Source organism: Nocardia sp. NPDC049935 (assembly GCF_055586645.1).
In genome coordinates this window covers 45,307-60,408 of sequence record NZ_JBVJHV010000010.1, presented here as the reverse complement: position 1 = coordinate 60,408, position 15,102 = coordinate 45,307, and the positions used below count along the sequence as shown (strand labels likewise).

Genomic DNA, 15,102 nt, shown 5'->3' with positions numbered 1-15,102 from the left:
GTGTGTCGTGGACAACCGTCGGTTTCAGCCTGCCATGTAGGCCAGGGGTTGCGGCCCCCGCCTCCCACTCTAGTTGGCAGGGGATTACACCGCCGCCGGTCCACCCTAATGATCTGCGGCCGTTGGCAGGGTTATTCACTCATAACGCCGGTACCCACGGATTGGTTTCCCATTCCGGTTTTGCCCACAGCGAACACAACCCGCTCCCAGGCCTGGGGAGCGCCGGGACGGGCGGTCAGAGGTCGCGATCGGTGATGAGCCCGCTGCGCATCGCCAGCGCGGCGAGTCGCACCCGCTTCTGGTTCTGCGGCAGATCCTCCACGCCGAACTTGGCGAACAGGGCCCGCAGATGGGTCTTGACGGCATCGACGCTGAGGAACAACTCGTCGGCGATCTGCTGATTGGAGGCCGGGGCGGCGAAGCCGGCATCGCCCTTGTACGGGCGGCACAGGGCCACCAGCACCCCGCGCTGGGCCGCGGTCAGCGATCGGACGGTGGGAATGGAGGCGCTGGAGGCGCGGGTGGCGTCGTCGGCCACACCGTTGAAATCGTGGAACGACACCAGTGACGTGCCGACCCGGATCCGGTCGCCCGGCATCAGCCGGCGCCGGCCGTGCAACCGTTCGCCGTTGACGAACGTGCCGTTGCGTGAGAGGCCGTCATCGACGATGGTCCACTGGGCAGCGAGATATTCCACCGCCGCGTGCAACCGCGAGACCTCGGCATCCCAGCGCAGCGAGAGGTCCGCGCCGGCCGAGCGGCCGATGGTGATCCGCTGCCGATCCGGGCTGAGCATCACCTCGCGCCGGCGGCCTTCGTCATCGGTGAATCGTAGGAACGAGCCGACGGATCCGGTCACTGCGCCGATACCTCACCTCTCCATACCGGCAGCACCTGCCGAACCACGAACCCCCCGAACTGCGTCGCGCAACGAGCCCGGCCGGACCTGTCTATGGTGCCGGGCGAGCGGGCGCCGGAGCAAGGTGGAAGCCCGCCGGGCGCAGTAACCCCGGCGCGCAGCGCCGGGGCCAGCGGTAATTCCAAATCGCTATCGAGAAAGACCAGCCGCCGTCGGGTAAAGCCTGGTACACGGCGGTTGAAAGAAGAACTATCCCTTCGCGGCCTTGTTGTACGCGTCGGTGATATCCGCGGAGATTCGTCCCCGTGCGGAAACCTTGTGACCATTCCGGCGCGCCCACTCGCGAATTGCCGCGCTTTGTTCGCGGTCCATCGTGGCGCGCGCCTTGGTGCCCCCGGCTGCGGCGACAGCGGACTTCACCCGGCGCCGGCCACTCACGCGGCGGGCGCTGCCCACCCACTGCTCCAGCTCGTCCCGGAGCTTCGTCGCATTCGACGACGACAGATCGATCTCGTACGACACCCCATCGATTGCGAACTCGATGGTCTCGTCCGCGATGGACTCACCGTCGACATCGTCGATCAGGCTAACGGTGACCTTCTTTGCCATGAGATGAACGTCCTCTCGAAATCGTGCGACCCGCCAAAAACAGGCCGATTACCCGAGGCAAGAATACCTCTGATTCGGAAAATTCCAAGACGAGCGATCGGCTATGCAAACCGTTCGCTCAACGGCCGGCCGGCCGAACTATTGGGAACAGTATCGTTTCGCGGATTCCCAATCCGGTGAGAGCCATCAACAACCTATCGATTCCCATACCCGTTCCGGTCGTCGGCGGCATCCCGTGTTCCATCGCGGCGAGGAAGTCTTCGTCGAGCACCATTGCCTCGTCGTCACCGGCCGCGGCCAGCCGGGCCTGGTCGACGAAGCGTTCGCGCTGGATCACCGGGTCCACCAACTCCGAATAACCCGTAGCCAACTCGAAGCCACGGACATACAGATCCCACTTCTCCGTGACACCCGCGCGCGAACGATGCTGCCTGGTCAGCGGAGAGGTCTCGACCGGGAAATCACGGACGAAAGTCGGCACGTACAGCTTGTCGCCGTAGGTGTGCTCCCACAGTTCCTCGACGAGTTTGCCGTGACCGTAGCCCTTGCCCTCGGGAATTTCCAGACCGACCCGATCGGCCAGCTCCAGCAATTCCTGAACAGTTGTTTCCGGGGTGACCTCGACCCCCACCGACTCCGATAGCGACGGATACATCTCGACGGTTGTCCACTCACCACCCAGGTCGTATTCCGACCCGTCGGCGAGGGGCACCACCTGGGTTCCCAGAGCCTCCTGCGCGACTTCCTGGATCAATTCCCGAATCATCCGCGCGGAGTCGTCGTAGGTGCCGTACGCCTCGTATGTTTCCAACATCGCAAACTCGGGCGAATGGGTAGAATCGGCGCCTTCGTTACGAAAGTTGCGATTGATCTCGAAGACCCGATCGATACCACCGACAACGCACCGTTTCAGAAACAGTTCCGGAGCAATGCGCAGGTAGAGATCCATATCGAGCGCATTGGAGTGGGTCTGGAACGGCCGCGCGGCGGCCCCGCCGTGCAGGGTCTGCAGCATCGGCGTCTCGACCTCGAGGAAACCCCGCCTCTCGAGTGCGTTCCGCAGCGCCCGCACCACCGCGACCCGGGTACGAGCCATATGGCGGGCCTCCGGGCGCACGATCAGATCGACATAGCGCTGCCGGACCCGGGACTCCTCGCTCATCTCTTTGTGCGCGACGGGGAGGGGGCGCAGCGACTTGGCGGCCATCGACCAGGAATCGGCCATGATGCTCAATTCGCCGGTCCGCGACGAGATGACCTCGCCGTGCACGAAGACCATATCGCCGAGGTCCACATCGGCCTTCCACGCCGCGAGGGCGTCCGCGCCCACGCCGTTCAGACTGATCATCGCCTGCAGCGTGGTCCCGTCGCCCTCTTGCAATTGCGCGAAGCACAATTTCCCGGTATTCCGCATGAATATGACGCGGCCCGCCACACCGGCCTGCTGCCCGGTGGCGGTATCGGCGGCCAGATCCGGATAGGCGGCACGGATTTCGGCGAGCGTATGCGTACGCGGGACAGTGACCGGATAGGCCTCACCGCCGGCCGCCAGCAACCGCTCCCGCTTCTCCCGCCGGATCCGCATCTGCTCGGGGACGTCGTCGACTTCCGCGGAACGGCTCGCTCGCCCCGCAGGAACAACGCCCGCGGAGCCGCCGGATGACGAGGAGTTCGGGTTGCTCACAGCGAACCACCCTAGCGTGCACGGCAAATCGATTCGTCGGCCGCCCGCCCTCTACAGTGCGATATCGAATCGGCGGGACAGCGCGCGGCTACCCGCCGACCGAAAAAAGACCATTCGGTAGCTTCGAATTAATCCACGATACGTCCGGCGCGGCGGAAATGTATTGCCGTTCTGCCGCATTCGCCGCCCGCCGAGCTTATTCAGAGAACTGCCAGCGAGCGCACTTCCCGGGTGAAGTGCGCGGCACCGGTCGCGACCGCCCGCATACCCGCGGCCTCCAGCGCCCGATATCCGCCGACCAGATCGGTCGCCCGGTGCAGGCCCAATTGGCGCAACGACGCCGCGGCCAGACTGGAGGTATAGCCCTCCGAGCACAGCACGATCCATTCCACATCGTGGTCGGTGGCCAGTGCCAGACGTGCCGAACTACTGGGGTCCAGCCGCCACTCCAGCACATTCCGCTCGATGACCAGCGCGCCCGGGAGAGTGCCCTCCCGGTTTCGCTGTGCGGCGGGCCGGATATCGACCAGGATCGCGCCCCGGGCGAGGGCGGCCGGTAATTCCACGGGATGGATACGCCGCAACTGCGCGCGGGCATTGTCGAGCATCTGATCGATGGTCAGTCGCGACATCAGAGTTCACCTTCGGGCTGATCGGTGAGGACAGTGCGAGTACGGCGCAGACTGCCGTGCCCCGTCACCTCGTAATAGGACATGGCGGTGAGCGGCGGCGAATACGCGTGCACGCTCAGAGTGGGGTCGAGAGGCCCGGCCGAACCGGAAATCGATATCCGATCGGGAGCGCGGACGACGTCGTGCACCCAGCCGATCGGAAACGCCGCCTGATCGCCGGCCGACAGCACCCGGTGCCGCAGCTCGGTTCCATTCCAGCGATACTCGGCCAAGGCGCCGCTGAGCACCGTGAGGGCGCCCAGGGAACCGGCGTGATCGTGTAACTGGGTGGATTTGTCGGGGGTCCAGCTGATCAGCCAGACATCGACCTCGTCGTCGGAGACGAGCCGGGTGGCCCACCGGTCCACGGCCGGCCAGCGGCCGTCGGTGGGCAGCAGATGGTCGTACCGGCCGGAGAGCACGTCCTCACCGGTTTCGTCCGTGAGCCGCAGCAGATCGGCGGGCCGCAGCCGGGTCGGCAGCGCCGGGGCGATCGGGCGATCGGGGATCGGATTCGCGGCGGCAGAGATCTCACGAGACGAGGGCCGCACTACCGACGAAAGAACAGGGGAACGCATGAGCGCATCTCCAGGGGAAGAGTAAGGATCGAGGACTTCACGAATGCCTCGAACCGTCGAGGCGCGTCAGCCTCGACAACACTCCTGGGTACGCATGCGGTTCAGCACATCGAGAGCTTAGCAACCCGGCGCCGTGGCGACCACACGCGGCACAGCGGAATGCGTCACACGGCGGCGGAACCGGCCGCGGACCGGTCAGCCGCGGGTCCGCCGTTGATTACGCTCGTAGACGAGCCCCAAACCCGTCAGCGTGAGATGCGGCCGGTGATGTTCGACCGTTTCCGATTCGCCGATGATCAGCGGTGCGGCCGCACCCGTCGCCACCACCGCGACATCCGGCCCGGAGAATCCGTCGATATCGTCGCGGATCCGGTCGATCAAACCGTCCACCAGCCCCGCGAATCCGAAAATGGCCCCGGACTGGATGCATTCGACGCTGTTCTTGCCGATCACCGAGCGCGGGCGGGTCAGCTCGACCCGGCGCAGGGCCGCCCGTTCGATCAGCGCCTCGGTGGCGATCTCCACCCCCGGGGCGATCACCCCGCCGAGGAACTCCCCCTTCGCCGAAACCAGGTCGACACAGATCGACACCCCGAAATCCACCACGATCGCGGCCGTACCGTACTCGTGGAACGCGGCCAGACCGTTCACGATCCGATCGGCGCCGACTTCCTTGGGGTTGTCCACCAGCAGCGGAATACCGGTGCGCACGCCCGGCTCCACCAGTACATGCGGAACGTGCTGCCAGTAGCGTTCCAGCATCAGCCGCAGCTCCCGCAACATCGGGGGCATGGTGGACAGTCCGGCCACGCCGGACACCAGGTCCAGATCCGCGCCGACGAGACCGCGCAGATTCATCGCGAACTCGTCCGCCGTATGCAGCGGATTGGTGTGGATCCGCCAGTGCCGTACCAGTTCGGCCTGCGGACCGGTACCGGTGATCAGCCCGATCACCGTGCTCGTCGTCCGGACGTCGATGGTCAGGAGCATGCGCGGCGTACCGGCGCTCAGACCAGCGACAGGTTGCGGGGGCTGATCAGATCCGACCCCTCCGGGGCGTGCGCCGGATCCGAACCGAGCTCCACCGCCCGGTTACGGGAATCCACGAACACCACCTTCGGGTCGTAGTTCCGCAGCTCGGCCTCGTCCATCATCCCGTAGGCGATGAGAATCACCAGGTCACCGGGATTCACCAGATGCGCGGCGGCGCCGTTGATACCGATCACCCCGGAACCGCGCTCACCGGCGATCACGTAGGTCTCGAGCCGTGCGCCGTTGTCGATATCGACGATGCAGACCTGTTCGCCCTCGAGCAGATCGGCCGCGTCGAGCAGATCCTGGTCCACGGTCACGGATCCGACGTAGTGCAGATCGGCATGGGTCACGGTGGCCCGATGGATCTTCGACTTCATCATGGTGCGCAACATCGCGGTCACCTTTCTGTGTTGAATTGCGCCGCCTTCGGCGGCGCGGGTTCGGGCCCCGAGGTCTCGGTACTCATCGGCGGCCCGTTCCGGTGGGGATACCGTCCGGAGCCTCCTGCGAGGTGTCGGTTCCGGTGGTGCGGGCGTCGGGGTGACCGTCGAGCTCCACGCCCAGCTGAACGGCGGCATTGTCGATCAGGCGGGTGCTGCCGATGCGGGCCGCGACCAGCAGCCGGGCATTACCGGTCTCGGGAGCCGGGCCCAGGTCCGCGGCGCGCAGTTCGAGGTAGTCGACCGCTATCCCGGGGGCCGCGGCCAAAACCGCGCGGGCGGCGGTGAGCACGGCTTCCGGGCCCGCGGCGCCGGACCGCGCCCCGGCCAGCAGGGCGGCGGACAGGGTGGTGGCGAGTTCGCGCTGGTCCGGCCCGAGATACCGGTTGCGGGAGGACATCGCGAGGCCGTCGGCCTCACGCACGGTCGGCACGGCGACGATCTTCGCGTCGAAATTCAGATCGCGGACCATCTGCCGGATCAGCGCCAGCTGCTGGTAGTCCTTCTCACCGAAGAAGGCCTCGTGCGGTCCCACGATCTGCAGGAGTTTGGCGACCACGGTGAGCATCCCGGCGAAATGGGTGGGCCGGGACGCGCCCTCGAGGTCGGCACCGGCCGGGCCGGGATGGACGGTGGTGCGGGGGCCGTCGGGATACATCTCGGCCGCGCTGGGGGCGAACACCAGGCCGACGCCCTCGCCGCGCAACAGTTCGACATCGGCGTCCAGGGTGCGCGGATAGCTGTCCAGGTCCTCACCCGCGCCGAACTGCAGCGGGTTGACGAAGATCGACACCACCACGACCTGATTCGTGCGCTTGGCCCGGCGAACCAGTTCCAGGTGGCCTTCGTGCAGCGCGCCCATGGTGGGCACCAGACCGACGGTGCGCCCGGCGCCGCGCAGCGCCCGCACGACCTTGCCGATCACGGCGGGATCGTGCTGCACGGTCAGTTCACCGGCACGGTACGCACCGCGCAGAGCCCCATCCGTCATGGCGCCTCCTTCGAAGGGGTTGGATGCGGTCCGCGGAGGCCGGAGCGAAGCCGGAGGTATCGCATCATGGCGCCTCCTTCGAAGGGGTTGGATGCGGTCCGCGGAGGCCGGAGCGAAGCCGGAGGTATCGCATCATGGTGCCTCCTTCGTATTCAGCAGTTCGCGAAGCTCCGCCGGGGCCTGGGCCCGCTCGGCGGTGCGCAGCGACAGCGCGCGATACCCGGCGGCGATCCGCGGGTCGGCGGCGGCGAGCGCGTCCAGATGGGCGGCGACGGCCGCGGTATCGCCGCGCGCCACCGGTCCGGTCAGCGCGGACTGACCGCGGCGCAGGGCGTTGTCCAGCGCCGCCGAGGCCAGCGGCGCCAGCAGACGTTCCGGCAGACCGTTCGGCCGGTCGTCGACGGTCTGCTGGCCGAGCAGGCCGGGCCCGGCCAGGGCCGTCCGCAGCGCTTCCACGGCGTCGAGTATCAGGGTCACCAGATGATTGCTGCCGTGCGCGAGGGCGGCGTGATAGAGCGTGCGGTGCTCTTCGGCGACCCGCACCGGTTCCCCGCCCATTTCGATGACCAGGGATTGCGCGATCGCGTAACCGATCTCATCGGCGGCGGTGATACCGAAACAGGCGTTGGACAGGCGGGAGAGATCTTCGTCGTGGCCGGTGAAGGTCATGGCGGGATGCAGGGCCAGCGGTAGCGCCCCGGCTTCGCGCAGCGGTTCGAGTACACCGATGCCGTTGGCGCCGGAGGTGTGGGCGACGATCGTGCCGGGCCGGACCTTGCCCGATCCGGCCAGGCCGTGGACCAGGCCGGCCAGCTCGGCGTCCGGTACCGCCAGGATCAGTAGTTCGCTGCGGGCCGCGACCTCTTCGACGGGCAGGATGCGCGATTCGGGCAGCCGGGACTGCGCGCGGCGCACGGAGGCGTCGGATATCGCGGCGACGCCGAACACCACATGTCCGGCGCGCTCGAGCGCGGCGCCGAGTGCCGATCCCACGCGTCCCGCCGAGACGATTCCTACCGTCAGTCGTGCGGGCGCCGGATCACCACTCGCGGCCGGATTGCCAGGAGTCACGCGTGGCGAGGTCAACAGTGTCCTCTCGAAGTCGTTCCAGTCCCGCCATGCGGGTACCGGACGTTACGTGTCGAGGATAGGGCGGCCCACGGCCGCTGCGCCATGCCGGGCCGGGTGATGTGCGCCGCACTTCAGGAGCTGCGCTGCTCCTCTTCCCGGCTCAGATTCGCCATGATCTCGGCGACCGACAACTTGCGGGTTCCGGCCGGATCGGCCTGGGTACGGCGGCGCCGGGAATTCACCGACCGGGGGAAACGCGGGGTCGGTATCCGCCCGGCCCGCTCGCGAGGCTTGGCGGCCGCCTCCCCTTTCGACGGCCCGGCGTCCACGGTCGCGGCCTCGGGGGCCGGCCGGGACGGACGATCCTTCGCATCGGATCCGGGCTGCTCTCCGGATCGGGCCGGCGGGCCGGCCGCGGCCGGGTCCGCGCCGGAATCCCCGGCGTCGGGCTCGGTGGATCCGGCCTGGGCCTCGTCGGGGTCGTACTCCACCTCGGTGAACGCGTCGGCCCAGCTGGGGCCGGACATATCCGGTGCGGACCGGTTCCACGGCGGTTCCTGGTCCAAGCGCACGACCGCGGTTTCGGCGGTCACCGGGGCATCATCGGGACCGGCGAAGCGGGGACGGCCGGGATGATCGGTGTCGTATACCGGCGTACCGGGATCGCGGTCCCGGGTCCCGCCCGTCTCGGCTTCCTTCCGGGTGTCTTCGGCGATTTCGGCGGGTTCGGTATCGCCGGTGACCTCGGAGTCCTCGGCGCCGGAGTGCTCCGGTTCGGGATCGACCCAGCCGTCGGCGGCATGAGACCAGCTCGCCGCGGCGTCGGCCCAGGCATCCACCGCATGATGTTCGCCCTCGTCGGAGGCTTTCCACCCCGCCGCCAGCACGGGCCGGTCCTCGACACCGGGCAGTTCGTGCACCCGCACCGCGGTGGCGCGCAGGGCCGGACGCTCTTCGGGGAGATCACCGTCGAACAACCGCTGCAGCTGCCGGCGCAGCACCGCGAGCTCGGCCCGCAGCGCGGCCATCTCGGTGGCCTCGGCACCCACCTCGGCCCGGACCCGGGCCTCGACGCCGAATTCGTGTTCGCGCCGGGCGCTGATCTCCCGTTCGAGTTCCAGCCGGTACACCCGGCGCATCTCACGGACCTTCGCCTGGTACCTGCTCACCCCCCAGGCCCCCAGTACCGCGGCCCACAGCGCCGCCACCAGACCCACCCGGATGTACTGCAGGCTATCGCTGAGAACCAGAAAACCGCTGGCCACCAGTCCGAGTAGAACCAATGCGCCGAGGAAGAGCCTGCCCACATCTTCCCGGCCTCGCGCGGAAGTACTACTGCGGGACGGTGAAACCATGACCGCAAGGGTAGCCGCGATACGCAGCCGCGCCCAGGTCAGAATGGGCGTGATCGATCACGACGACCCGGGGCTACGACGGTGCCGGGTCGTCGGTGGGGTCGTCGGGGGCCCGGCAGCTGTATTCGAGCCACAGGGCGGACAGGACCAGCGCGATTCCGGCGCCGCATCCGATCAGGGCGCCCGGATAGTCGGCGGCGGCCGCGCGGAGATCACCGCGTTGCGGGAAAACCCACAGCAGAAAACCCAGCCATACGCCGGTGACCAGCGACCCGACCTGCGCCGACGCCTTGGCCAGTGCCAGCGCCCGGGCGACGGTGATCGGATGCAGTTGCCGCCGGTCGGCGCCGATCTGCCGGTTGGTCACCCGGCTGCGGATATAGAAGCCGAGAGCGAGCTCCAACGCCGCGACCGGATACAGCGACGCACCCGCGAGTGTGGATATCGGCGGGAAACTCGAGTACGCGAGGCGGGTCGCCACCCAGGCGATCACCGCCGCGATCAGCACATTGGCCAGGAGTTCCCGGATCTTGGTGGGACCGAGCTTCATCCCCCCGTCGTCCCCGCCGCCCGGACCACCACTGGTGTTCATATCGCTGTCCCCGAGTGTCATGGCGCCGCTCCCGCGGCGGTGAGGGTCATGGCGCCGCTCCCGCGGCGGGATTCAACTCGTATCCGGTCCGGTGCACGCCCGCGGGCTCGGCCGGGTCCAGGGCGGCGAGCAGGTCGCGCACCCGGCGCTCGGCGCCGTCGACCTCGAGCGACGCATCCGGCTCCACCGCGAGCCACGGCACCAGTACGAAGGCCCGGTGGTGCGCCCGGGGATGCGGGAGGGTCAGATCGGGATCGTCGAGCCGGACCGGCCGCGGCACGCCGCCCGCCGTTTCCGCGCACCACACGACATCGACGTCGAGCGTGCGGGCGCCCCAGCGCACCGTGCGTTCCCGCCCGGCGGCCTGTTCGAGCCGCTGACCGTGCCGCAGCCAGTCGTGGCAGCCGTAGGCCGGGTCCTCGGCGATCAGCACCGCGTTGAGGAAGTCCTCCTGCTCGACACCGCCCCAGGGCGCGGTGCGGTACACCGGCGATACCGCGCGGACCCGTCCGCCGAATCCGGTGACGACGCCGCGCAGCAGTTCCAGACGGTCTCCCATATTGGAGCCGATGGACAGCACGGCGCGGGTCATGCGCGTTCCCGGTTCCGGTGGCCGGCGGTGACCACCCGGACGTCGGCGAACCGGTGCGGGATCGGCGCGCCCGGTTTGTGCAGAACCACTTCCACGTCCGCGACACCGGGCACCTCGCGGACCCGGTCGGCGATTTCGGCGGCGACGGTCTCGATCAGATCGCGTGGTGGGCCCTGCACGATCCGCACGGCCAGATCGGCCAGCGCCCCGTAGTCCACGGTGTAGGCGAGATCGTCGGTGGCCGCGGCGGTGGAGATATCGGTCCAGACGGTCAGATCCACCAGGAACTCCTGGCCGTCGCGGCGTTCGTGGTCGAAGACGCCGTGGTGCCCGAATACCCGCAGCCCGCGTAATTCGATCCGGTCCGGGGCAGGTGGCGGGGTGCTCACCGGAGGTCTCCCTCGCGCTGGGCCCGGCGCCAGGCGTCGGTCACGGCGATCGCGTCCTGGGATCCCAGCACATCGTGCACCCGCACACCCCACGCACCGTGCCAGGCGGCCAGCGACGAAACGGTCGCGGTGGCGGTATCCCGGCCGGCGGGCGGGCGCGGGTTCTCGGAATCGGCCAGCAGCGACCCCAGGAACCGTTTGCGGGAGGCGCCGACCAGCACCGGGAAACCGTCGGCGACGAACCGGTCCAGGGCGGCCAGCAGCGCCCAGTTGTGCTCGGCGGACTTCGCGAAACCCAGACCCGGGTCCAGGATCAAACGGGCGGGATCCACTCCGGCGTCGATCGCGTACTGCACCTGCGTACCGAGTTCGGCCCGGACCTCGGCGACCACATCGTCGTAGTGATCGGCGGGGCCGGTGTGCCGGTAGTCGGCGGCGGCCCGCCAGTGCATCAGGATCCACGGAATATCCGCGGCGGCGACCACCTCGGCCATGGCGGGATCGGCGCGGCCGCCGGAGACATCGTTGATCATCGCGACCCCGGCCGCGACGGCAGCGTCGGCGACCGCGGCACGCATCGTATCGACGCTGGTGGGCACGCCCGCGGCGGTGAGCCCGGTGATCACCGGAACCACCCGTTCGATCTCGGTTTCCGCGGCGACCCGCACCGCCCCGGGCCGGGTGGACTCCCCGCCCACATCGATGATGTCGGCGCCGGTCTCGTAGAGCCGGATGCCGTGTTCGATGGCCCGCCGCGGATCCAGATAGCGCCCGCCGTCGGAGAACGAATCGCTGGTGACGTTCACCACACCCATCACCACACACGAACGGCCGGGCCGCGGCCGGACTCCCGGCCGGGGCAGGATTCCGGTGAGAGTGGGCACGGCTACGGCCGGTCGCTGAGGGGTCACTTGCGCAGGATCAGGTCGAGGGCCTCCGAGCGGGAGGCCGAGTTGGTCTGCAACAGACCGCGCACCGCCGAGGTGGTGGTGCTGGCGCCGGGTTTGCGGATTCCGCGCATCGCCATGCACAGATGTTCGGCCTCCACCACGACGATCGCACCGCGCGGATCCAGTTTCCGCATCACGGCATCGGCGATCTGGCTGGTCAGCCGCTCCTGGACCTGCGGCCGTTTGGCGTACAGGTCCACCAGGCGGGCGAGTTTCGACAGACCGGTCACCCGGCCGTGCGGGCCGGGGATGTAGCCGACATGGGCGACCCCGTGGAACGACACCAGATGATGTTCGCAGGTCGAGTACATCGGGATGTCTCGAACCAGCACCAGTTCCTGGTGCTCTTCGTCGAACGTGGTGTTCAGCACCGAGTCCGGTTCCACGTACAGGCCGGCGAACATCTCCCGATAGGCGCGGGCGACCCGGGCCGGAGTGTCCAGCAGGCCCGGCCGGTCCGGGTTCTCGCCCACCGCGAGCAGCAGCTCCCGGACCGCCGCCTCGGCCCGGGCCTGATCGAACGGTCTACCGGTGTGCAGGGCGATGAGCTCGGGTGCGGGACCGCCGGTTTCGCCCAGTTCCGCGGGGATAGCGGCGGTATGGCCGTTGGTTTGCTGATTGGCCGACATTCGAGGACACCTCCACATCTCGGGCACGGCAAGGCACACCGCGCGCCGATTCCGTCCGAGCGTAATCGGCGCCGATCTACTGCCGGCCGTTCGGGCCGTCCCATGAGTGCGCCCCGCCACGTCCGGGGTCCTCGCCCTGGCCGTAGCCCGATTCGCCGTGGCCGCCGTTCTGGGACGAACCGGGGCCCTCGCCGGCGTGCCCGCCGGTGTGCTGGTCGGGATGCCGGCCGTGCCACTGCTGCTGCGCGCCGGGCGAGCCGTAGTCGCGATCGGCGGGCGGTGCCTGCGGTTCGTCACGGGGCGGCCAGCCGGGGGCCGACCAGCCCGCGGGAGCGCCGTAATCCGGGCGGGACCCGTGGGTGGCGCCACGCGGATAGGCCGGGGCAGGCTGCTGCGGCGCCGGATAGCCGGTGGGCTGCTGCCCGTACCCGGGCTGCGCGGCGCCGCCCGGGTAGCCGGCGGGCTGGGGCAGGCTCTTCGCGGGGGCGGGATCGCGCGGGGCGCCCGCCGGTACCACCGGCTCCGGGGGCCACGGCTCGCCCCGTTCGGCGGCCAGCTCGCCCGGCGTCTTCACCGGCGGTTTGTCCGAGGGGACGCGGTCGCCGAAATCGTTGAAGGCGGTGATCCGCGGCCGCTTCTGCACCGCGCTGAGAATGGTCTCCAGATCCTTGCGATGCAGGGTTTCGCGTTCCAGCAGGGCCATCGCCAGATCGTCGAGCACATCGCGGTACTCGCTCAGGATCGCCCACGCCTCGGTATGCGCCGCCTCGATGAGGTTGCGCACCTCCTCGTCGATGGCGCCGGCCACTTCGTGCGAATAGTCCGAGGCGGTGCCCATGGACCGGCCGAGGAACGGGTCGCCCTGCTCCTGGCCGTACCGGACGGCGCCGAGCCGGGCGCTCATGCCGTATTCGGTGACCATCGCGCGCGAGATCTTGGTGGCCTGGTCGATATCGGAGGAGGCGCCGGTGGTGGGCTCGTGGAACACCAGTTCCTCGGCCGCGCGGCCGCCCATCGCCATCACCAGGCGGGCGATCATCTCCGAGCGGGTCATCAGGCCCTTGTCGTCCTCGGGGACCGTCATCGCGTGCCCGCCGGTACGACCGCGGGCCAGGATCGTCACCTTGTAGACCGGTTCGATATCGGGCATCGCCCAGGCCGCCAGGGCGTGACCGCCCTCGTGGTAGGCGGTGATCTTCTTCTCGTGCTCGCTGATGATGCGGCTCTTACGGCGCGGACCGCCGATCACCCGGTCCACCGACTCCTCGAGCGCGTCGCCGGTGATGGTCGAACCGTTCTCGCGCGCCGTCAGCAGCGCGGCCTCGTTGATCACATTCGCCAGATCGGCGCCGGACATCCCGACCGTGCGCTTGGCCAGCCCGTCCAGATCCGCTTCCGCCGCGATCGGCTTACCTTGCGAATGCACCCGCAGGATCGACCGGCGACCGGCCAGGTCGGGATTGCTGACCGGGATCTGGCGATCGAACCGGCCGGGACGCAGCAGGGCGGGATCGAGGATATCGGGGCGGTTGGTGGCGGCGATCAGGATGATCCCGGTGCGGTCGCCGAAACCGTCCATCTCCACCAGCAGCTGGTTGAGGGTCTGCTCGCGCTCGTCGTGACCGCCGCCCAGCCCGGCACCGCGCTGGCGGCCGACCGCGTCGATCTCGTCGACGAAGATGATGCACGGGCTGTTCTGCTTGGCCTGTTCGAACAGGTCGCGCACGCGCGACGCGCCGACACCGACGAACATCTCCACGAAATCGGATCCGGAGATGGTGAAGAAGGGCACCCCGGCCTCGCCGGCCACCGCGCGGGCCAGCAGCGTCTTACCGGTTCCGGGCGGGCCGTAGAGCAGTACGCCCTTGGGGATCTTGGCGCCGAGGGCCTGGTAGCGGACCGGATTCTGCAGGAAATCCTTGATCTCGTACAGCTCTTCCACGGCCTCGTCGGCACCGGCCACATCGGCGAAGGTCGTCTTCGGCATATCCTTCGACAGCTGTTTGGCCTTGGATTTACCGAAGCCCATCATGCCGCCGCGGCCGCCGCCCTGCATTCGCGACATCACGAAGATGAACAGCCCGAGCAGGATCACCATCGGCAGGACGAACAGCAGGATCTGGGTGAGCCAGCTCTCCTGTTTGACCACCGTGTTGTACGGCGCGCCGGAATTCTGTACGGCCTGGAAGATCTGCGCCGAGGTATCGCTGCCCCCCGGATACTTCGCGATGATCTTGTTCTGGCCCTGGGTGGCGTCGTTACCGTTCTTCAGCTCGATCCGCAGCTGCTGTTCGCGATCATCGATCTGAACATGGGCGACGTTCGCCTTGTCGTTCAGCTGGTTGAGTGCCACCGAGGTGTCGACGCTCTGCCAGCCGCGGGTGTCGTTGCCGAAGTAACTGAACAGATAGATCACGAGCAGAATGCCCGCGATTATCGCCAGGGTGCGAAACACTGTCTTGCGGTTCATAGAGCGTCGGCCGGGCGGCCAGTCCTTTCAGGCGTCTCCGCGTTCTTGCCTAGCGATGCGTCCGCTCGGGGGGCGCAACCCGTATCCAAGATCGCCCGGTGGGCGGATTCGGATGCGGACATGCCACGTTACCGCGTACCGTCTAGTCGATACATCGCGCTTCCTGACCTATCGCAAGCCAGGAGTT

At 68.4% G+C, this 15,102-nt stretch carries 16 protein-coding genes; all 16 read right to left on the bottom strand.

The window, feature by feature from the left end:
• Nucleotides 1-235 precede the first annotated feature (235 nt).
• Nucleotides 236-859: an FHA domain-containing protein gene (locus tag ACZ6SF_RS30025; RefSeq protein ID WP_466066652.1), complete on the bottom strand. Its 624-nt coding sequence runs from the start codon at nucleotides 857-859 to the stop codon at nucleotides 236-238.
• Between the two features lie 249 nt (nucleotides 860-1,108).
• Complete coding sequence (locus ACZ6SF_RS30020; RefSeq protein ID WP_466066650.1) at nucleotides 1,109-1,468, bottom strand: histone-like nucleoid-structuring protein Lsr2; 360 nt, start codon at nucleotides 1,466-1,468, stop codon at nucleotides 1,109-1,111.
• A gap of 118 nt (nucleotides 1,469-1,586) precedes the next feature.
• On the bottom strand, nucleotides 1,587-3,053 hold the full coding sequence (lysS, locus tag ACZ6SF_RS30015) for a lysine--tRNA ligase (protein WP_466066929.1): 1,467 nt from the start codon (nucleotides 3,051-3,053) through the stop codon (nucleotides 1,587-1,589).
• Between the two features lie 299 nt (nucleotides 3,054-3,352).
• Nucleotides 3,353-3,775 carry a rhodanese-like domain-containing protein gene (locus ACZ6SF_RS30010; protein ID WP_466066927.1) on the bottom strand — a complete coding sequence of 141 codons (423 nt, stop codon included), beginning with the start codon at nucleotides 3,773-3,775 and terminating at the stop codon, nucleotides 3,353-3,355.
• Nucleotides 3,776-3,783: 8 nt separating this feature from the next.
• Nucleotides 3,784-4,401 carry a cupin domain-containing protein gene (locus ACZ6SF_RS30005; RefSeq protein ID WP_466066648.1) on the bottom strand — a complete coding sequence of 206 codons (618 nt, stop codon included), beginning with the start codon at nucleotides 4,399-4,401 and terminating at the stop codon, nucleotides 3,784-3,786.
• A gap of 195 nt (nucleotides 4,402-4,596) precedes the next feature.
• On the bottom strand, nucleotides 4,597-5,391 hold the full coding sequence (locus tag ACZ6SF_RS30000; RefSeq protein WP_466066646.1) for a type III pantothenate kinase: 795 nt from the start codon (nucleotides 5,389-5,391) through the stop codon (nucleotides 4,597-4,599).
• 17 nt (nucleotides 5,392-5,408) lie between these two features.
• Nucleotides 5,409-5,828, bottom strand: a complete 420-nt coding sequence (gene panD, locus ACZ6SF_RS29995) for an aspartate 1-decarboxylase (RefSeq protein WP_357428688.1) — start codon at nucleotides 5,826-5,828, stop codon at nucleotides 5,409-5,411.
• A gap of 70 nt (nucleotides 5,829-5,898) precedes the next feature.
• Nucleotides 5,899-6,867 (bottom strand): pantoate--beta-alanine ligase, encoded by a 969-nt coding sequence (gene panC / locus ACZ6SF_RS29990; protein WP_466066644.1) that lies wholly within the window; start codon nucleotides 6,865-6,867, stop codon nucleotides 5,899-5,901.
• 132 nt (nucleotides 6,868-6,999) lie between these two features.
• On the bottom strand, nucleotides 7,000-7,953 hold the full coding sequence (locus tag ACZ6SF_RS29985) for a Rossmann-like and DUF2520 domain-containing protein (RefSeq protein WP_466066642.1): 954 nt from the start codon (nucleotides 7,951-7,953) through the stop codon (nucleotides 7,000-7,002).
• A 116-nt stretch (nucleotides 7,954-8,069) separates the two neighbouring features.
• Nucleotides 8,070-9,245, bottom strand: coding sequence for a DUF6779 domain-containing protein (locus tag ACZ6SF_RS29980; protein WP_466066640.1), 1,176 nt, complete (start codon nucleotides 9,243-9,245; stop codon nucleotides 8,070-8,072).
• A 121-nt stretch (nucleotides 9,246-9,366) separates the two neighbouring features.
• Complete coding sequence (locus tag ACZ6SF_RS29975; RefSeq protein WP_466066638.1) at nucleotides 9,367-9,906, bottom strand: DUF3180 domain-containing protein; 540 nt, start codon at nucleotides 9,904-9,906, stop codon at nucleotides 9,367-9,369.
• A 25-nt stretch (nucleotides 9,907-9,931) separates the two neighbouring features.
• The gene (folK, locus tag ACZ6SF_RS29970) at nucleotides 9,932-10,477 is read right to left on the bottom strand and encodes a 2-amino-4-hydroxy-6-hydroxymethyldihydropteridine diphosphokinase (protein ID WP_466066636.1); all 546 of its coding nucleotides are present in this window, start codon (nucleotides 10,475-10,477) and stop codon (nucleotides 9,932-9,934) included.
• The gene (folB, locus tag ACZ6SF_RS29965; protein ID WP_466066634.1) at nucleotides 10,474-10,866 is read right to left on the bottom strand and encodes a dihydroneopterin aldolase; all 393 of its coding nucleotides are present in this window, start codon (nucleotides 10,864-10,866) and stop codon (nucleotides 10,474-10,476) included. The genes folK and folB overlap by 4 nt, the downstream gene beginning before the upstream one ends.
• Nucleotides 10,863-11,681 carry a dihydropteroate synthase gene (folP, locus tag ACZ6SF_RS29960; protein WP_466066925.1) on the bottom strand — a complete coding sequence of 273 codons (819 nt, stop codon included), beginning with the start codon at nucleotides 11,679-11,681 and terminating at the stop codon, nucleotides 10,863-10,865. The genes folB and folP overlap by 4 nt, the downstream gene beginning before the upstream one ends.
• A gap of 92 nt (nucleotides 11,682-11,773) precedes the next feature.
• Nucleotides 11,774-12,445, bottom strand: coding sequence for a GTP cyclohydrolase I FolE (gene folE / locus ACZ6SF_RS29955; RefSeq protein WP_450004146.1), 672 nt, complete (start codon nucleotides 12,443-12,445; stop codon nucleotides 11,774-11,776).
• A gap of 76 nt (nucleotides 12,446-12,521) precedes the next feature.
• Complete coding sequence (gene ftsH / locus ACZ6SF_RS29950) at nucleotides 12,522-14,915, bottom strand: ATP-dependent zinc metalloprotease FtsH (RefSeq protein ID WP_466066632.1); 2,394 nt, start codon at nucleotides 14,913-14,915, stop codon at nucleotides 12,522-12,524.
• Nucleotides 14,916-15,102 lie beyond the last annotated feature (187 nt).

Excerpts from the sequence above, each read along its gene's own strand:
- ACZ6SF_RS30020 (WP_466066650.1), bottom strand. The coding sequence starts at position 1,468 with ATGGCAAAGAAGGTCACCGTTAGCCTGATCGACGATGTCGACGGTGAG.
- lysS (WP_466066929.1), bottom strand. The coding sequence starts at position 3,053 with ATGCGGATCCGGCGGGAGAAGCGGGAGCGGTTGCTGGCGGCCGGCGGT.
- ACZ6SF_RS30005 (WP_466066648.1), bottom strand. The coding sequence starts at position 4,401 with ATGCGTTCCCCTGTTCTTTCGTCGGTAGTGCGGCCCTCGTCTCGTGAG.
- ACZ6SF_RS30000 (WP_466066646.1), bottom strand. The coding sequence starts at position 5,391 with ATGCTCCTGACCATCGACGTCCGGACGACGAGCACGGTGATCGGGCTG.
- panD (WP_357428688.1), bottom strand. The coding sequence starts at position 5,828 with ATGTTGCGCACCATGATGAAGTCGAAGATCCATCGGGCCACCGTGACC.
- panC (WP_466066644.1), bottom strand. The coding sequence starts at position 6,867 with ATGACGGATGGGGCTCTGCGCGGTGCGTACCGTGCCGGTGAACTGACC.
- ACZ6SF_RS29975 (WP_466066638.1), bottom strand. The coding sequence starts at position 9,906 with ATGACACTCGGGGACAGCGATATGAACACCAGTGGTGGTCCGGGCGGC.
- folK (WP_466066636.1), bottom strand. The coding sequence starts at position 10,477 with ATGACCCGCGCCGTGCTGTCCATCGGCTCCAATATGGGAGACCGTCTG.
- folP (WP_466066925.1), bottom strand. The coding sequence starts at position 11,681 with ATGGGTGTGGTGAACGTCACCAGCGATTCGTTCTCCGACGGCGGGCGC.
- folE (WP_450004146.1), bottom strand. The coding sequence starts at position 12,445 with ATGTCGGCCAATCAGCAAACCAACGGCCATACCGCCGCTATCCCCGCG.
- ftsH (WP_466066632.1), bottom strand. The coding sequence starts at position 14,915 with ATGAACCGCAAGACAGTGTTTCGCACCCTGGCGATAATCGCGGGCATT.